This is a genomic window from Planctomycetota bacterium (assembly GCA_039182125.1).
Classification (GTDB): Bacteria; Planctomycetota; Phycisphaerae; order Tepidisphaerales; family Tepidisphaeraceae; genus JBCDCH01.
Genome location: JBCDCH010000085.1, coordinates 1 through 16,856, shown reverse-complemented (window position 1 = coordinate 16,856; position 16,856 = coordinate 1). Strand labels below are relative to the sequence as shown.

Below are 16,856 nucleotides of genomic sequence, written 5' to 3'. Positions count from 1 at the left end.
CTCCGGTCGCGGCCGTAATTGCTCGAACTTTAAATGGCCCAAAAGTTGAAGCTTCAACGAAGACAACCTCGGGTAGATGGTCGTCATTCAGATCGATTACCAAGGGCCTTGAAAATGAACCCCCACTGCTCGCGTTGGTCGTCCACAAGGGAGTGACCGACGGTGAAAATTGCGGAAGCGGCCCGCAGTCGTGATCTGAGAAAATCGTGTTGTTTGTTTCGTCTACCTCGTTCACGGCGTCGCCACTGTCAACCCACGCCCAGATCGGGGCGCCAGCAAAATCCACCGAGCCTTGGACCGCCAACGTAACCGTGGCACTAGATTCTGACGTATCGGAGTTGTGAGCAGCCAGCCTGTCGTAAACCGTTGATGTACCAAAGACCTGATCTTGGCCTGGCGTAAATTCGCCATCCATATCGGTGTCTTCAAAGATCAAAACTTCGAATGGGCCCATCACGGTACCCGGCCCCAGATTGGCGACATCTACAGAAATGACTCCCTGGGTGGTGAGCGTTTGCGGATGGAAAGTCACGCCAGATGTATCGATGTTGCTTGCCACCAAATCGACATCGCCGGTGCTGACGGGAGGCGTGGCGGAATCCAGGATCAGGATGTTGCGAGTTTGGATACCCGTTAGTGGAGGGGTTTGCTGATCGTTAGCAATGACGGTTAGTGAAACTTCTTCGCCGATTAGCCCGTGAGGTACGTCGGCCCAAGTGACTAGGCCGGAAGCAGACGCGACGACGAATTGCGGATCGAGTGCCTCCGATCCATCCAAGGTGACGGTTTGCTGCGTCTCCGGATCGGTGTACGTCAACGTGCCGGTATAGAGCACCGCATCGTCGTCGGGATCGAACGCGAAGCTGTCGTAGGTGTAGGTTTCTCCCGCCTTGGTGTGGCGCGTCGGCTCGGTACGGAACTCGGGCGCTTCGTTGGTGGCGTCGGCGTCGATGACGTTGAGCGTGAACGTCTGATCGTTCTCCGCATCGAAGTGGCCGAATTCGTCCCGGACCCGTACCTTGATTGTGACCGAGCCGGTCGAATTGTCGGCGGGCGTGTATCGAAGCGTGACGCCGTCTGCAGGATCGATTGCGGCGGGACCTTCCGTGACCACAAAATGCACGTCGTCGCCGTCGGGGTCTTCACCGGCGAGCGTGTACACGAGGCTATTGCTGCCGTTGGCTTGAAGTTCGAGCTCCCCGGCACTGTTGACGTACGCCTGACCGAGGGCCTCTTCGGCATAGATATGAGGTGTTGACGTGAAGTAGGGAGCGCGATTCGCCGCGCCGAGTATCACCAGTTCGTAATCGAACCGTTCGTTCGGGTTCACGTCCGCAAAGCTGAGCAACAGATTCTCGACGGTGCCGTTCGGGCTGTAGAAGGCTCCGTTAGACGCGAAATCCTTGGGCAACAAGTCTCTCAGTTGGAGATAAGGCGTGCCGGTGGGCACCCCCGCGACGCTCGCCGGGAGTAGGCCATCGAATGCACCAACCCGCGCATCTGTCTCAGTTTCCGCTTCGTTGGGCGTGAAGTAAGCGCCCGTCACGCTAAAGCTGTTCGGAGACGGTGCCCCGTTGTAAGTCAACGGAGCCAAACCGAAATCGGAAGCGATCAAGCCCTGCGTGATGCCTTCGACCTCACCGGTTTGGCCCGTCAGCAGGCCGTAAGAGTTCGTTCCGTGATTCAGAGAGGCGACAAGGATGTCGCTCGCGGTAGGCGTGAACGCCTCAAGGGCCGAGCCGGTGTCGTAATGCCAAGCATCGTTCTGATAGACGACCGCAATTAGATGGTTGGCGTTGTTCGAATCGGGCGGTTCGGCAATGAAACGATCGTGCACGGACGTGCGGCTGTACATGAGGTAGCCGGTGCCGGTGCGCCCCGGGGTCACCGCGACGCCGTGATTGAGGTCGCCGACCAGGATTTCTTGGTCTTGATGCGTTAACCGGCGGATCGCCAGGATGAGATCGCCGCGGATACCGACACCATCGTCCAGTTTCTCGATGGAAACGGAGTGGTGCAGGCGTGGATTGACTGGGTCTTCGTCGTAGCCGGTAAAGCCGTAGGTGATTGCAAAGGAATCGGTGACGTCGGTGAGCGCGGGCGTGTCCAGCGCACCACGAAGCGCGGCAAGGGAAGCTTGGGCGGCTTCCGCCGTCCCCGTCGCGGTGGGCGCTCCGGTCGGCCAGGCGAACAGCCCCGGCGTGACACCTTGCGCAAAGTTGAAATCCACGGTAACGGTGGACGCGTCGTCCCGGTCGGTGGCGACGCCGCCGCTCCCGTCGTTGTTCACGAGCCTCGCGACCAACCTGGCCTCGGTGGCGTCCGGGACATCGCGGACGTCCAGATAGACCACGCCGCTATCGCTCACGGTCGAGATGAAGTCGGTATCCGACGCGTTTCGCAGGGCGACGCCGTCCGCCAGGTTCACCGACAGACCGGCATCGGTTTGCGTCAGATTGAAGAACGCGTCGCTGCCCGAACCGATCGTAGACACCAACGAATCGCCGTTCGCGTTGAGCAGCGCGATTTCAAACGCGTCCTGCGACGCGATGCCCGACAGCGCGTCCGCAAAGGACAAGGCCGAAAAGTCGATTTTGAGCGCTTCAGCCACGCCCGCCTGCGGCGTCAGCTGGAACGTGGTATCCGCATCGAGGCCCCCGCCGCCATCGTTCGTCGAAACCAGCCGCCGGCCCTCGTTGATGACGATCTGGCTCGAACTGATGGGCTCGACGTCAACCTGAACGTTGATCCAAGCGTCGAGCCGTTGCACGGCGAAGTCCACCTTCGAGTCACCGCCCGCCGGCGTACCCGTCAGCGCATCACCGGCCACCAGGATCTGCCCGTTATCCAGCAGTTGGATGGCTCGGATCGCGCCGGTGGGCTCGAGACGCGTGATGCCGGGCAGATCAAGAGCCGGGTTTCCTGGCGTCTCGTCGTCGGCGGTGGTGTCTTCCTGGCCGTCCGGGAACAGAGTCAGCAGCGCCCAATTCCCCGCGCCATCGTTGCCGCCGACGAGGATGCGTTGCGAAGGGGTGATCAGCAAGCTGTGGGCCGAGGTCGGCTGGCTCTCTTCGGCGGCCGGGTCGGTTTCGTTCGGATTGACGAACGACGTGGTGTAAATGCCGCTGGCTCCGAAGGTGGTGTCCAGCCCGGAGTCGTTAAATCGTGCGACGAACCATTGGGTATCGGACAGCCCGTCCGTTGCATTCGCGATGGTCGTTTGGCCCGTGACGTAAATCCGTCCGTAACGGTCGGTGGCCACGTCCTCGACGACGACGGAATGCGTCAAGTCGGCTACGAGATAACCGGGATTGCTTGAGCCCGAATTGAATGTGGCATCGACAATGCCACCGGCGGTGAATCGGGTTAGTGCGATGTCGCCGCCCGTGGTGGACGCCGCCACGATAAACCGTCCGAGGTGATCGACGCCTGCGGCGGCCGCTTCGTAGTCGAGCGCCTGGCCCACATCCTGAGTGACGACGCCGTTCGTGCCGTAATCGTCATCATTGAGGCTGGCGGGTAATTGGTTGGTTTGGCTGTCGCTTTCAATGTTGACCCGAGCGGCGATCATTGTGCTGCCATCGATCCCAGCAATTACGAGGCGATCCCTAACGGGACCGGTCGGATTGCTAGGTTCTGGTGGCAACTGAACGTGGGCAGAACCGACGGCGTAGCCAAGCAAATCACCCGTGCCACTCGCGTTTTCGATGAACTGAAACTCTTGGTTTTTCGATGCGGCGTCCGGAGGATTGACCGGATTGCCGTTTGCATCAAAGTGAACGACCGCTAATTTTGCCGGGAGAAGAGTGTCCTCGGGAATGAACTCGGTCGCGGCCGTGATACGGTCGCTCCCATCGATTGCCAATCCGACGAATGCCTCTTCGGCGGCGCGAGACACCGTGTGTGACCCGTCAACATTGAAGCCGATGCGGACGATATCGGTACCGTCGTTGACTTTGTCGTCGACCGTTCCATCACTCAAGAAGCGTGCTATCGCCGCGTCGTAGTCGTCTACGGCGTCGAAGTTGCGACCGCCAAGGACGATCCGCCCGGACGAATCGATCGCAATCGCTTCGGGAATATCGCGTTTCGGATCCCCGTCCGGAATAAAAATGGAAGCCAAGCCCAAGATCGAGTTTTTGTCGTTGTTAAAGGAGGTATCCACTTCCCATTGACCCAGTGGTTCACCCAGCTGGGTGATCGCGCGGACCTTAACCGTCCTGTCTTCAGTTGAGGTGTAGAAATGACTGGGCGGCCAGCTGGGCGGCTGAGCTAGCGCGGTGATGCCTTGCGTACCGAGGCCGTGGTACGTGTCGCTGGTTCCGTCCCCCCAGTGGACTTCCCATGCGTGCACCAGGGCCGCGTCGGTGGGGTTAGCGAAGTGCAGGTCGAGTTCAAAAGTCTGCTGCTCGGTGACCGTTACGTCGGGGATGTACGCCACAATCCCCGGCACCCCCGTCTCGGGGGATAAGCCCAAGGGAACTAAATCGGGATCTGTGATCGTGTTCGATTCGGGAGCCGAGTTCAGGAACGAACCCGCCACCAGGATGTCGGCCCCGGTCCCGCCGTCAATGGTGTCCTCGTTCAACCCGCCGAACAGGAAGTCGTCCCCCGCGTCGCCGGTGATCAGGTCGGATTCCGGATTGCCCGCAAAATCGCGGTAACCGCGGAGGGTGTAGATAAAGTCATTTCCCGTCGAACTGGCCGGGTTTTGACCTCGGTAGTCCGTCTTTCCCCAGTTATTTAGCGCGACATTGAGATCACTCTGCTCGACTTGAGACGACTTCGTCGGGTCCAGGGGATCGACGACGCTGTGATCTTGAACGAAGTCGCCTCCCGCGTATCCATTGCCGATGTCGCCCCAGTTGTTCAAGACGGCGTTTAGTTCGGTCTGTTCGATCTGGCCATCGGTCGTTTCGTCCCCGAACTGCGTTTCCCCGAGGAGGGTGCTCCGCAAGCCGAGGATCAGGTGATTCACGTCGTGCACGTCGATCACGCCGTCCGGAAGGATGTCGTACGGGGCGAAGTCCGTGTCCCAGTTCGCGACATTCGGCGATCCGGCTACGTTCGCCGCCGCCGCGGCAATCTCGTAGGCGTGCTTCTTTTTGTAGAGGTCGTCGATATCAACCGTGTCGAAGGTGCCATCGGCGTTCAGGTCGCCAAAATCAACCAGCTCCACGAGTGGGGTATACGCGGTTAACGCTTGCGCGCCGAATCCCGACCCCCCAAAGAAGGACTGTCTTAAGACGGGATCAAACGTCTGCTCGAAGCGACCGGTCTTGGCGTTCTTGACCCAGACCTCCTCCACGTCTTGGTATTTGAGATCGCCGCGGTTGGTGAACAGGATGTCATAGCCGCTGCCCCCGTCGACGGTCACCGCCGCGTCGTACACGTAGACCACGTCGTCGCCCGCCCCCGCATCGATGCGCCCGAGCTTCTTGGCTTTCGAAAACGCCCCGTCCTCGGTAGGCAGCACCGCGATCGTGTCCCGGCCGTCACCGCCCCGGAAGTCGCCCGAAGGGCTGAAGCCCAGCAGGATGTCGTCGGCCGCCGATCCCGCAACCACGCGGAGGTCCGTGGGCTCGGCTGGCCGTTGCTTGGCGTCGATCCGGTTGATGGCTTTCAAGCGGCCCGGCGCGAGGCTACCCAGCGCTTCGGTGTTCACCCGGTGGGACGCGTCCAGAATCTTGAGGGTGCCTCCTGCGTCCGGGTTGCGTTCCGGCAGCAGCGTGGGCACCGACGACAGCAGCATCCGGGGTTCGAGCGGCTCGACCGGGGCCTGCTGCCGCTGCGGGTTGACGCCCGGGTAGGCGTACCTGAGATGGTCACGAACGGCCTCTTTACGCGCGTGCAGCGACGCCCAACGACACAGCCAATTCCACCAGTGCGGCATGGTGATTCCCCGTGTGGAGGAGATGAAGTTGCCCGGACATCCCTGAGTTCCCGGTGCGGTGCTAAATCAGACTGCATCCTGACGACGCGTCGCGACGATCACAAGGGCAAAACCGGTGAAGAAGCAAAAAATCTGACTTTTGCATCCAAAAAACATCCAATTCGTTCAAACAAGTGATCCGAGTCCACTTCGCTACACCGCCACGCCGATGATTAAGCGATCTCGAACGATCAGCTTGCCAGTTGGCATGGCCGCGAGCGGATTTTTGTTCTGGGATGACGTTCGTTTGATGGCTCCAGAACGCCGGCTCATCGCGGATACTGCGTTGGCAACGCTGACTCACTTTCGGGTGGCCACGCCGACAGCGGTCAGGTCGAACAGGGCAATCCCACCTCGTGCTCAACAATTTGGGCAGCTCCCATCCCTTTGAACACCACGGAGACCCGTTCACCACACCCAACGTGATTTGATTGACTGAAAGAGTTGTGCTGATATCTTCGAAAAATGTGTGATTGCAAATGCGGCTTCCGGTTTTGGCTGGCGGGCATGTCCTGTGTCATCGCCGTGGGTACTTCCGGACAACTGGTTCGGCACTACAACGGCCAAGTCCTCGAGCCGACCTTCCCGGTGGCCGGTGATACGGTTGAAAACCGTTACTGGATTTATGCCGACCTTCGCAATGCGGCCTTGCCCGGAGTGACGTGGCGACAGATCAATCTGTTTGTGGCTCAGGCCGGCGGGGCTAACTTCGCGGGAAGCACGTTTGAGCGAGTGAACTTCACCTTTACGGACTTTACCGGTGCCGACCTGTCGGGTGTGGTGTTCCGCGATTTACGCCTGGAGGGCGCAAATCTGAAAAACGCCAATCTGGACGGTGCGACCTTCGACCACGTCTCGTCGCTGACCAGCGAGATGTTTTACAGTTCGGCCACCGGCGCCGATCCGGCCCGGCGGTGGTCGAGCGTCGATTTTGTCGATCCCGATTTTTCTGAATGGGATCTGCGTGGACAGAACTTAAAACAGGCCAATGTTTCCGGGGACTGGGATCTACGCGACGCCGATCTGACCCACGCAACGCTACCCGAATCTCTGTCTGCCTGGATCGAAGGCGCCACTCTCGCCAACGTGGACCTGCGCGGGACGAGTATCGGGATCGAGGGCGGTTTTTCGGCTTTGCAGAACGTCGATTTTTCGGGCGCAGAAATCACCGGTCTATCGCTGACGAAACGTCGATTCCCCAACGGCACCCGCTTGCGGGCTCCCGTCGGTCTTTTCACGCCAACCGCGAGCTACCAGCGCGGCGATCTGCGTGGTATCGGACTCAACGACATCGATCTCACCGGCTGGGACCTCTCCGGCCAGGACCTGCGTGGGGCCAGCTTCTCTGGAGCCAACCTAACCGACGTCGACTTCACCGACGCCGACATCCGCGACACCAACCGTCGCTTTGCCGACGGCTTCACGGTGGATCAGTTGCAATCCACCGCGACCTACCGCAACGATCAACTCGCCGGCATCCACTTGTTCGGTATGGACCTTAGCGGCGCCGACTTCGCAGGCAAGACGCTGGATAGCGCAATTCTGCGCGGCACCATCCTCACCGAAGCCGACTTCACCGGCGCAAGTATCGCTGGGGTCAGCTTCCAGGACGCGGTCGGCTTGACCGAGCCGCAGTTCCAATCCACCGCGACCTACGCGACCGGCAACCTCAGCAACGTGGCATTCCCCAGCGACACCACGGGGTGGCACCTCGCCGACTTCGAATTACGAGGTGGAAGTTTCAACGATGCTACGGACGCGGCCTTCGATCGGGCCGACCTGCGGGGCGCTAGCATCGAGCAGGCTCCGGGCGCGTCCTTCCGCGGGGCCGACCTGCGGGAGGCAAGGTTTGGCCCAGACTTCACGGACGCCGACTTCACGGACGCGCGGATCGATCAGCCGCGCCTAGAAGCCGGCGTGCTCACCGAAACGCAGCTGCGTTCGACCGCTAGCCATCGCGCCGGCGCGATCCGCGGGTGGGTGGCCGATGGCGATTTTCCGGTCGGCTTTACCGCGCTGGCGGGGCTGGACTTGCGCGGCGCGTCCTGGAACGAAGTCACCGTGATCGGCGGCGACCTCACCGAGACCGATTTGTCGGGCTCGATACTCGGCGAGCAGTGGTACATCGACGACGCTACCGCCCGCAGCCTCAACGTGCAGAACACGTACTTTGACTTGCCGGACTTCGACCGAGCCGACTTGTTCGGGTCCGACTTCCGTGGGGCGACCTTCTCGGGCCGAAGCGATGAACAACAAGATTTATCCGTTGCCGCCGACCCCGCGTCGATCATCCGGTCGGACGGCTCGGTCCAGCGGTGGGAGCTCGAAGCCGGTGAAGCGTTGCGGCTTTGGGACACCCGCTCGTCCGACCTACCCACCATCGCGGTAGAAGCAGCGCTGCTGCTGGATACCGACGCGGAATTGCGGTTTGTGTTTGAAGACGAAGCCTGGGGTTCGACGCTGGGTTTTGAGCCCGGGGCCACCGTGGAGCTTTCCGGGACGCTGGCGCTAATCGTTGCGCCGGACGCCGAACCCGGGATGAGTTCCGGGACGGTATTGAAGCTCTTCGACTGGGGCGGCGTCACGCCGGTGGGCACGCCGAGCATCCGTAGCGAGCCGGGCTTCATGTGGGACACCTCCGCCATCTTGACCGAAGGAACCGTCACGCTGTTGGCCGCCGCGCCGCTTGGCGACTTTTCCGGTGACGGAACCGTGGATCAGGCGGACTTGGACCTGGTCCTTGCCCGTTGGGGCGACGCATGGACCCCCGTGTCATGGAAAAATCGGCGAGGCTTATCGCAGGGCATCGATCTGGAGGAACTGGACGCGGTGCTGAGCCACTGGAACGGCAGCGGTCAACCAAACCTGCGGGGCCTCGTTATTCCTGAGCCCACGGCGGCTTGCGCAATGGCCTCATCTACCCTGCTGCTGCGTCGTCGTCGTAGCATCGCGGCATGATCCGCCTCGCCGCCCTACTCCTGATCCTCGCTTGCCCGGCGATCGCCGATGACGCCTCCGCCCCGTTTACCGCCGAAGTCGTGCGCGTCACGGACGGCGATACGGTGACGGTGCTACACGACCGGACCGAGGTTCGCATCCGCCTCGAAGGCATCGACGCGCCCGAGCGCGGTCAGGCCTTCGGTACCCGGGCGCGACAGGCGCTGTCCGACGCCTGCTTCGGCCGCGACATCCTCGTCGAGCCCACGGGCACCGACCGCTACGGACGTACCATCGCCACGCTCAAGATCGAGGGACGATCGATCAACCTCGCGATGGTGCGGGCGGGGATGGCCTGGCACTACACGCAGTTCAGCGACGACGCGGACTTGGCCGAGGCTGAGCGTGCGGCGCGGAAGGCGCGGCGGGGACTGTGGCGCGATCCTGATCCGGTGCCGCCTTGGGAGTGGCGGAGGCGGGACAGGGAGAAATGAACTAGCGCAAGCCTAGCTACGACACGATTACCCGGCCGTGCGCCGGCGAAGGCTGATCGCGATACCACCAAACAAGACCACCGCCACGACGCCGGGCTCGGGGATCGACGCCCCCGCCAGACTCGGCGTGGCCGATGCGCCCCAGTTGTTGAGCACCAGGTTCAGGTCGCCCTGCTCGATCGACCCCGAGCCGTTGAAGTCGCCGGTCGTCCATGTCCCCGGTCGGCCCCAATTGTTCAACACCACGTTCAAGTCGCCTTGGTCAATCGTGAAGTCGAGGTTGGCGTCACCCGCCAACGCGAACACGCTGTACGCAAACTCGGGTTGGTCGATGTACGCGTTGCGGTTGTTGGTGTGGTAGTTCGGGTTCTCTGTCTCGCTGTAGATCGTGTGGTTACGGCGACGTTCGAACTCGTCGGGCGGATCGTCGCGATGCCAGTTAAGCAAGGCTTCGAGGTCGCCCATTTGATTCGAGCCGGGAACGCCGAGCACCAAATCCAACCCGTAGCGGGTCGCCGAGTAAAACAGCGAGCGGGCAACGTCGCCCTTGTCCTGGTCGCCGGGGTAGTAGAAGCCATCAGACTCGGCCCCGAAGCCACCCGTCGAGTCGGCGAACCCGAACGGCTTGTTTCCCCGTGACGAGTTCACGCTGGGCGTGGCCGGCCGTAGGGCGTGGGGGTCGCCAAGGTTGCCGCGCGTGGAATTCGACGCCGACCCCGGCTGGCGCGACTGCGGCCAAACATGCTCGCGGTTCCAGGTGTTGCCCGAGTCCCACGTCGCCGGAACGGATTCGCGGTCATAGGCCAGCAGGATGCTGTCGGGGTTGTCGGGGTCGGCGTCGTGGATCGCAGCCGAGAATCGGAAGTCGCCGTAACGGCGTTGAACATGGCCGCTACTCATGATTGCCTGTAGTTGCGAACGTAGTACATCGCCCTGTCCTGTGGCCGTCGCGTAGTAGCCGTTCGGCGGTTCCCAGAGGCTGGCCGAGGCGTGCGCAGCAACAACGCCGATCGTCAGAGAGAACCAAAGCCGCAGCCACCATCGCATCGTAAATCCTCCGACCCCTCCCGAGCCGTTCATCATCGCGACTGCGTGGCCACATGTCTAGGCTTTCGCGGTGAAACTCCTCGTCGCCACCGATCCCCCGGCCTTCCTCGACCTCGACGCCCCCTCCGTCGTCGTTTAGTTCGTGGTCGAATTCTCCGCCGCGATCTTCACGGGTCAATCGCCTGTGGCGACTTCAACGCGGCGGGCGATGGGCGCGGCGATTCCAGGTACAGCGCAAGGCTGCGTTGAATCCGCTCCAAGAGAAAAAAGTGCTTCCGGTTCCCAAAGCGTCCCATACACCAACTGACCAGGAAGATCACACCAACGCCATAGATGACGGAAGCCAACCCACTGAACCAGCCCCCGCCCGGGCGGTGCTCCGATACGTAGGCAACCAACGGGGAGAACCAGTCGACGCCGAGCAATACCGCGCAGAACGCAGACCAAGCCGCGATCAGACCGATGGCGAAGGCCAACTGCGCGGGCAACGTGGCTCGCGCCCGGGAATCACTGAAGAACGCGTGCTCGAGGCTTCTCAATTCGATTTCGAGCAGTCGCTGGTACGCAAGAAGCTTTTCGCGATCGAACTCCGTAAACAATCGATGTAGCCTGATCGTGGCGGACAAGTCGCGATTAAGCTCGACATCACGAAAGATCGGTGCCGGGAAGCGGCTGACGCGCACCCTCGGCCACCGAGAAAGCGAGAACGGGCGGGACACCATCTTGGAGATCCACTTGGCGGCACGCTCAAGTCCCGAATCTGTCACCCCGCCGAACCGCCGGTAGGGCGCGACCTGGTCGCGAAGCCGCGTCACCGCCGGGGAGGGCGGGTGCTTGGCGCTGGGCTTGGCGGCAACGCAAGCACGGTCTAAAAACGCATAGAAGTCGGAGACGATCGAGATCCAGGGAAGGTCTGGCATAGGGCGTCCGATACGCAGCCTGGGCGATGGGATCGGTGTCTCGAGCCGCCCAACGTCGATCCGCTCGGCCCCCGGCCGTTCGCACCATAGGGTGCCCCCACGGACTTCATCCTACGCAGAGGGATTGGGCGGAAAGGGGTGACGGCATGCGGGGTCGTTCCACCGCTCAGCCTGGCGGGCGGGGCTTTGGCGGCGGCCGGCGCGAGTGGAACGCCTTCTAAATCCGAGGCGTGCACAGCACGACGCCCACAGATCTAGTCGGGCTTGCGGACGCTTGGGCCTCGGTGCCGCGCTCGGCTACGGTACAGATCGATCATCTCCCCCTAAGCCTGCTTCAACGATGCCCAACCTCAACAAAGTCCTCGGCGACGAAATCCGCCGCCTCGCCCGCAAGGAAGCCCGGGCCGAGCTCGCGTCCACCCAGAAGAGCCTGCGTGACGCCCGCCGGCAGCTCACGTCGCTGCGCCGGCAGGTCCACGAACAGCGGCGCGAGATCAAGGCGCTCGCCCGCCAACTGAAGCCCTCCCGTGCGGCCCCGGAGCCCGAGGAAACGGACGCACCGCGTCCGCGGTTTTCGGCGGACTGGGTGGCCAAGCACCGCGCGAAGCTGGGGCTGTCCGCCGCGGACTACGGCAAGCTGGTCGAGGTCTCGCCCCTGACGATCTACAACTGGGAGAAAGGGGCGTCGACGCCCCGCGAGGAGCCGCTGCGGCGCTGGGCGCGGGTGCGCAAACTGGGGAAACGTGAGGCCCTGCGTCGGCTCGAAGCGATGGCGGGGTAGCCCCCGTCCTGTAGCGACGGGCCGACGCCGCGCGGTTGCCCCCTCGCGCCGCATGGCTGAACCCTGCTCCTGCATGCGTCGCTGCGCCCGTAAAGCTTCTGTCGCCACGTCTGCGAAGCCCAACGGGTTGCTCGTCCGCCTTCGCTCATCCTCTAGGCTCAGCCCAGGGTCTGTCCGTGGCGTGAGGCCTTGGCTACGTGTGTTAGACGCGTCGCGAGGCTGACGCTCAGAGCGCCCAGAATCCCCATTGCCCCCACCCGTGCGCATCTTTGCGCGTCCCGAAGATCGAGTAAGTCCCCACAAAAAAACGCCCCGGCCTCCTTAGAGAACCGGGACGCTTCCGGGGGCAATTGTCTATCTACTTAATAAATGTACCAAGAACCGTTCCACACCGTAGTCCCACCCCAAAGATTAAGGCCATGTGTTGACCGTTCCAGAGCCGGCCTTGGGATCCGGCACGCCCCCCGAGCCTTCGACCGCATACGCCCCGATCGGGTCGTCCGAGTCCGGATCGATCTGCAAGAACCGGATGGCTTCGGGGTCGTACGGGGTTCCCGCCGCCCCGTGGACCGTGAAATACCACCGGAGCGCGCCGTCGGCAAAGGTCTTGCCCAGGACCACCAGTAAGAACGAGCCGGCGTTTCCGTTGAAGAGCGGATATCCGGCAAACACCTGGCTGACCACCTGTTGGCCGGCGCCGGGTGAATCAACCACAACCTCATAATTCGGATCGAGCGACAAAACAGCATTCCTTTCTCCCCGGGGAACACCAGGTCAAGCAGGCTTCTCCTGTGAAACGGCCCCCCCGGAACGGGCCGTCCTTCACAGATACGCAGGACCGGGATAGAATTTCTCACACGGTGAGAGATGTTTCGATTTTTTGGAGAGAGACTATGCCCCGAACAAATTCGTTCCGGTCGGTCGCCACGCTGGTTGGTGGCTGTGCGTTGTCGCTGCCGGTGGCCACCGCGGGCCTGGGCGTCACCATCGGCTCGCCGATCGAAGCGACAGGCCCGGTGATCTTTCAATCGAGTTTTCTCCCGCCCGCCGAGGATTTTTTGGCCGGCTCCTTGCTGATCGGCGGCCTGGGCCCCACGGATATCGTTTTCCCTCTCGAGGGCGGCCCCGGTGAGATGCATTACGAAATCGCCCTCACCGCCCTGAACGCAGGGATTGAGCCGTGGACCAACCTGTGGTTCGAATGGGGCGACGGCAAGGGTGATGATTTCGTGCCCGGAGGTGCGCAAGCAGTCTTCGATGACCGCGACCCCGCGACATTTCCGATCGACAACGTCGACTTCGAGCAAATCACGCTTATCGGCATCACGGCCGCGGAGCTGAGCCGACCTGTTGCCCCGCTCGGGATCGGCACGGGTTTATCCACAACCGCCCGAATCCTGGCCACCTTCACCCTCGATGGGGTGGCGTCCGACTACGCAACGTTGCGGGTCACGACCGCGGTTCCCGAGCCGCAGGCATTAGGAGCCCTGGCCTGCATTCTCGGCACGCTGCGACGGCGTCAGCGCTGAAAAAACCACAGCGGCGTCCCGCCGGCGTCGAACGGTCCGCTCGACATCTCGTCGAAACCAGTCGATGCGGCGTGGCCATCGGCAAATGATGATTGTGTCCGTTCGCCCGGGTGCGGAAACCCGAGCCCCCACGCTTCAGACGCGGGCCGGGTGCCAAACCGTTGCCGGCCCTGGTTCACGGTGACGCCGAGGCGTACCGCTGGATCGGCCAGCCACGGAAACTCGCCGGGGTTCCGGATCGAATCCCAAGCCATGAATTCGGACTCGCCGCGTAACCCGCCCGGCTCGCTGATCAGGATCGGGCCGTCCGGCGCCCACCGCCCGTTGATGGCGTAGCCCAACGGTCCGCTCCCGTATTCGATCGGCGCAAAGAGCGACTCGGTCTGCGGGCACCCGCGGAATCCGGGCCCTCGCCGCTGCCCGAAGCCGAAATCGTCTTCCAAATCCAATTCGTCAGAAATCACGTCAAACCACCATCGCTCGCCAGGTGCGGTCGGCACGACAACGCGCGGGATGCGCGCGTCCCCGTTCGTCATCGCCGAATGCCACGCGGTCTGCAGCTGGCGGAGGTTCGACAGGCACACGGCACCCCGCGATGCGCTTCGCGCGGCACCTAACACCGGAAGCAACAGGCTGATCAGCAGCGCCACGATGGCCATCACGACCAACAGCTCGATGAGGGTGAACGCGGCATGCCGCAGGCGGCCGTTCACTTGAGATCCCGCGGCGCGGTCCACACCTGGATCGACCGGCTCCCGATGAGCGTTAAGCTCGCAGCGGCCTCGTTCCAAGACAGCTGCTTGATGACGTCTCGGGGCCCAGTGAACGGGAGTTGGACCACCTCCTCGCCCGACTCTGCGTCGATGACCCGGACGGAGTTCGACACCCCGAAGAGCAGGCGCTGCGACGGCGCGTACGTCAGCGCGGTCAGGTTGCTTGCGCCGGGGTCCCGCCATACCGGTCTCAGGCTAGCGGACCGATTCGGCTCGAACACAAAAATTTCGCCCGTGCTGGTGCCTAGGTAGAGCCGACCGAGCGTGGGCGCCAAAAACGCGGCACTCACGATCCGGTCTTGGAGTTTCAGGTCGTCGATTCGCCAAGTTTCATCGGCCGTTTCCAACACGCCGACGCGTCTTCCGGCGGCGTCCTTCCGGACGGAGAAGAAGCCTTCCGTCCGGCCCTCAACGAGCAAGGGACGCGCTTCGGCGACGGCTTCGTCGGCGACCAACGACGTGGCGCCATCGATCAACGAAAGCCGGTACAGCCGCCCCGTCTCGACCTCTCGGAATCGGTAGTGACCGCCGATGTCGAAGCCAACCCCACGCACGGGCACGTGCTCGGGAGTCGCCACTTGCCGGGCCGGGTCGTGGACGTTCACCAATCTCACGGTGCGATCGGACAGTTGCATCACGAGCCACGCGGCGTCGGGCGAGAACGAGAGGCCGCGGGGCCGTTCTTTAAACCGGAACATCGATCGTGGGCGACCCTCGAGCTGCTGATACTGAACGACGAAGCCGTCCCCGATCTGTTCGCACCAAGCCACCGCCGTGGCGTCCGCCGTGGCGGCCATCGCGGTTGTTGCGGGGTTCGGTTGCGCGAGATGGGCGAACGGGTTTTCGATGCCCACGGCCTCGGCGCGAGCGCGTAGGAACCGCCACGGCCACGCACGCTCCGATTCCGGCACCCGGTTGAGCCTCTCCAACAGCGTCGCCGGGTCTTGCTCCGGAAGTCCGGTCACGACGTCGCGGTACAGCGAAGTCAGGTCGGGTGACAACGCGGCACGTTGCGCCGAACGATCGGCGAGATGTCGACCGCCGATCAGCCCGGCCACGACGGCGGTGATGGCCACGCCGACGGCGACCCGGACCCGCCATTTGGCCCGCGTGGCGTCCGCCGCGTGGAGCGCCTGGAGCAGCGCCCCCGCGTGGGCGAAGCGCTGCCCCGGGTTGGCCAGCAGCCCCGGCTGGATCGCTTTCCGCCACCGCCCCAGCGACGGGTAAGCGGCGATCAGTTCCGCCAGGATCGTCGCCAAGGAGAAAACGTCGCTCCGCATCGTCGGCGGGCGGCGCGCCGTATCCGTCCGCAGTTCCGGGGCCAGATATCCGTACGTGCCGCCGGCCCGGAGGCGCGCGGCGAGTTCCGGGAGAACTCCGTGTACCTCGTTACTTTTGCGCGCGAGCCCGAAGTCGATCAGCGTCGGCTCGCCGCCGTCGCTGACCATGACGTTCGTCGGTTTGAGGTCGCCGTGCACGACCCCGGCTTCGTGCAGGGTGGCGACCGCGTGCACCAAGGAACGCACCAGCCGTTCGATCGGGACAGGCGTGCCGTCGGCGACCACCTCGTCGAGCCGAAACCCCTCGATGAAATCAAGGACGAGGTAGCGTCGCCCCGCCGAGCCACCGAACCCACGCACGCCGACGATGTTCGGGGAACGGAGCCCCTCGAGCATGCGCGCTTCGTGGGCCAGCCCCTCGTCGTCGTTGGCCCCAGAGCCCTCGTCCCGCGCGGCGACCTTGATGACGACGATGTCCTGGGTGTTGGATTCGCCCCCGATCCAGACGTCGGACTCGCCGCCGGTGGCGATGCGTTCGAAGACGAGGAAGCCGTCGTCCCGCGCGGCCGCGAGCCCTGGGTGCGCCCAGCACGGGTCGTCGCTCGATCGAGAGCGCCCGTCATCGAAGAGCCCGGTCAGCAGATCCCGGCTCGGTTTCAGGCTATCGCGGGTGGATCGCATCGATGGTTTGGAGGGCTTCGGACAAATCGCTTTGCGGCGCGTCCCGAATGACGGCGGCGAGCTCCGCCAACTCGGATTCAATGTCTTTTGCGCTGCCCGCGTATTCGGCGAGGAGCAGGCGCAGCACCCGCCGGAATTCGCGTCTCGCCTTGGCGCGGTGGCGGTGCGCCGTCGCGGTCGAGGTCTGGAGGGTCGTGGCCAGCACCTCACAGGTCGGTTCCGGCTCGCGCCCGATCAGCGGTTTGAGCAGGCTCGCTTGGTATACGCGCCAAGTCAGCTGGTTTTCTCGTTGTTTCCACTCCGACCTGAGCGCTTCGCTGACCCGTGCCACGACTTGGCAGGCCCAGGCCACGTCAAAGGCGCTTACTTCGGCCGGATGGTGCTGCTGCCTCACGCCGGCACGCTCCTTTTCCGATCGATAATGCTTGCCGTACCCACGTCCACGCCTGCGTAAGTCGGAGTACGCAAAATTCATCATCGCG

General features: G+C 63.1%; 11 protein-coding genes. 4 read left to right on the top strand and 7 right to left on the bottom strand.

Going from position 1 to position 16,856, the window contains the following annotated elements:
• On the bottom strand, positions 1-5,893 hold a 5,893-nt coding region (locus tag AAGD32_16370; GenBank protein MEM8875823.1), incomplete at its 3' end, for a hypothetical protein.
• A 546-nt stretch (positions 5,894-6,439) separates the two neighbouring features.
• Here AAGD32_16370 and AAGD32_16365 point away from each other — a divergent pair.
• Positions 6,440-8,890, top strand: coding sequence for a pentapeptide repeat-containing protein (locus AAGD32_16365; protein ID MEM8875822.1), 2,451 nt, complete (start codon positions 6,440-6,442; stop codon positions 8,888-8,890).
• Positions 8,887-9,363, top strand: coding sequence for a thermonuclease family protein (locus AAGD32_16360; GenBank protein ID MEM8875821.1), 477 nt, complete (start codon positions 8,887-8,889; stop codon positions 9,361-9,363). Before AAGD32_16365 ends, AAGD32_16360 begins: the two co-directional genes overlap by 4 nt.
• A 27-nt stretch (positions 9,364-9,390) precedes the next feature.
• Here AAGD32_16360 and AAGD32_16355 read toward each other — a convergent pair whose 3' ends face one another.
• Together AAGD32_16355 and AAGD32_16350 are read right to left on the bottom strand one after the other, a co-directional pair.
• Positions 9,391-10,410, bottom strand: a complete 1,020-nt coding sequence (locus AAGD32_16355) for an endonuclease (protein ID MEM8875820.1) — start codon at positions 10,408-10,410, stop codon at positions 9,391-9,393.
• 167 nt (positions 10,411-10,577) lie between these two features.
• Positions 10,578-11,330: a hypothetical protein gene (locus tag AAGD32_16350; protein ID MEM8875819.1), complete on the bottom strand. Its 753-nt coding sequence runs from the start codon at positions 11,328-11,330 to the stop codon at positions 10,578-10,580.
• 340 nt (positions 11,331-11,670) lie between these two features.
• Between AAGD32_16350 and AAGD32_16345 the strand changes: the two genes are divergently transcribed.
• Positions 11,671-12,111 carry a helix-turn-helix domain-containing protein gene (locus tag AAGD32_16345; protein MEM8875818.1) on the top strand — a complete coding sequence of 147 codons (441 nt, stop codon included), beginning with the start codon at positions 11,671-11,673 and terminating at the stop codon, positions 12,109-12,111.
• Positions 12,112-12,522: 411 nt separating this feature from the next.
• Here the strand turns inward: AAGD32_16345 and AAGD32_16340 are convergent, their stop codons facing one another.
• The gene (locus AAGD32_16340; protein ID MEM8875817.1) at positions 12,523-12,852 is read right to left on the bottom strand and encodes a hypothetical protein; all 330 of its coding nucleotides are present in this window, start codon (positions 12,850-12,852) and stop codon (positions 12,523-12,525) included.
• Between the two features lie 206 nt (positions 12,853-13,058).
• Here AAGD32_16340 and AAGD32_16335 point away from each other — a divergent pair, with 206 nt between their 5' ends.
• Entirely contained in the window at positions 13,059-13,640 is a 582-nt protein-coding gene (locus AAGD32_16335) for a hypothetical protein (GenBank protein MEM8875816.1), read from the top strand.
• Here the strand turns inward: AAGD32_16335 and AAGD32_16330 are convergent.
• From AAGD32_16330 to AAGD32_16320, 3 genes are all read right to left on the bottom strand, one after another.
• Entirely contained in the window at positions 13,631-14,353 is a 723-nt protein-coding gene (locus AAGD32_16330; protein MEM8875815.1) for a prepilin-type N-terminal cleavage/methylation domain-containing protein, read from the bottom strand. The genes AAGD32_16335 and AAGD32_16330 overlap by 10 nt on opposite strands.
• Positions 14,350-16,374, bottom strand: coding sequence for a protein kinase (locus tag AAGD32_16325; protein MEM8875814.1), 2,025 nt, complete (start codon positions 16,372-16,374; stop codon positions 14,350-14,352). The genes AAGD32_16330 and AAGD32_16325 overlap by 4 nt, the downstream gene beginning before the upstream one ends.
• The coding region (locus AAGD32_16320) for a hypothetical protein (protein ID MEM8875813.1) at positions 16,355-16,856 on the bottom strand (502 nt) is incomplete at its 5' end. The genes AAGD32_16325 and AAGD32_16320, both read right to left, overlap by 20 nt.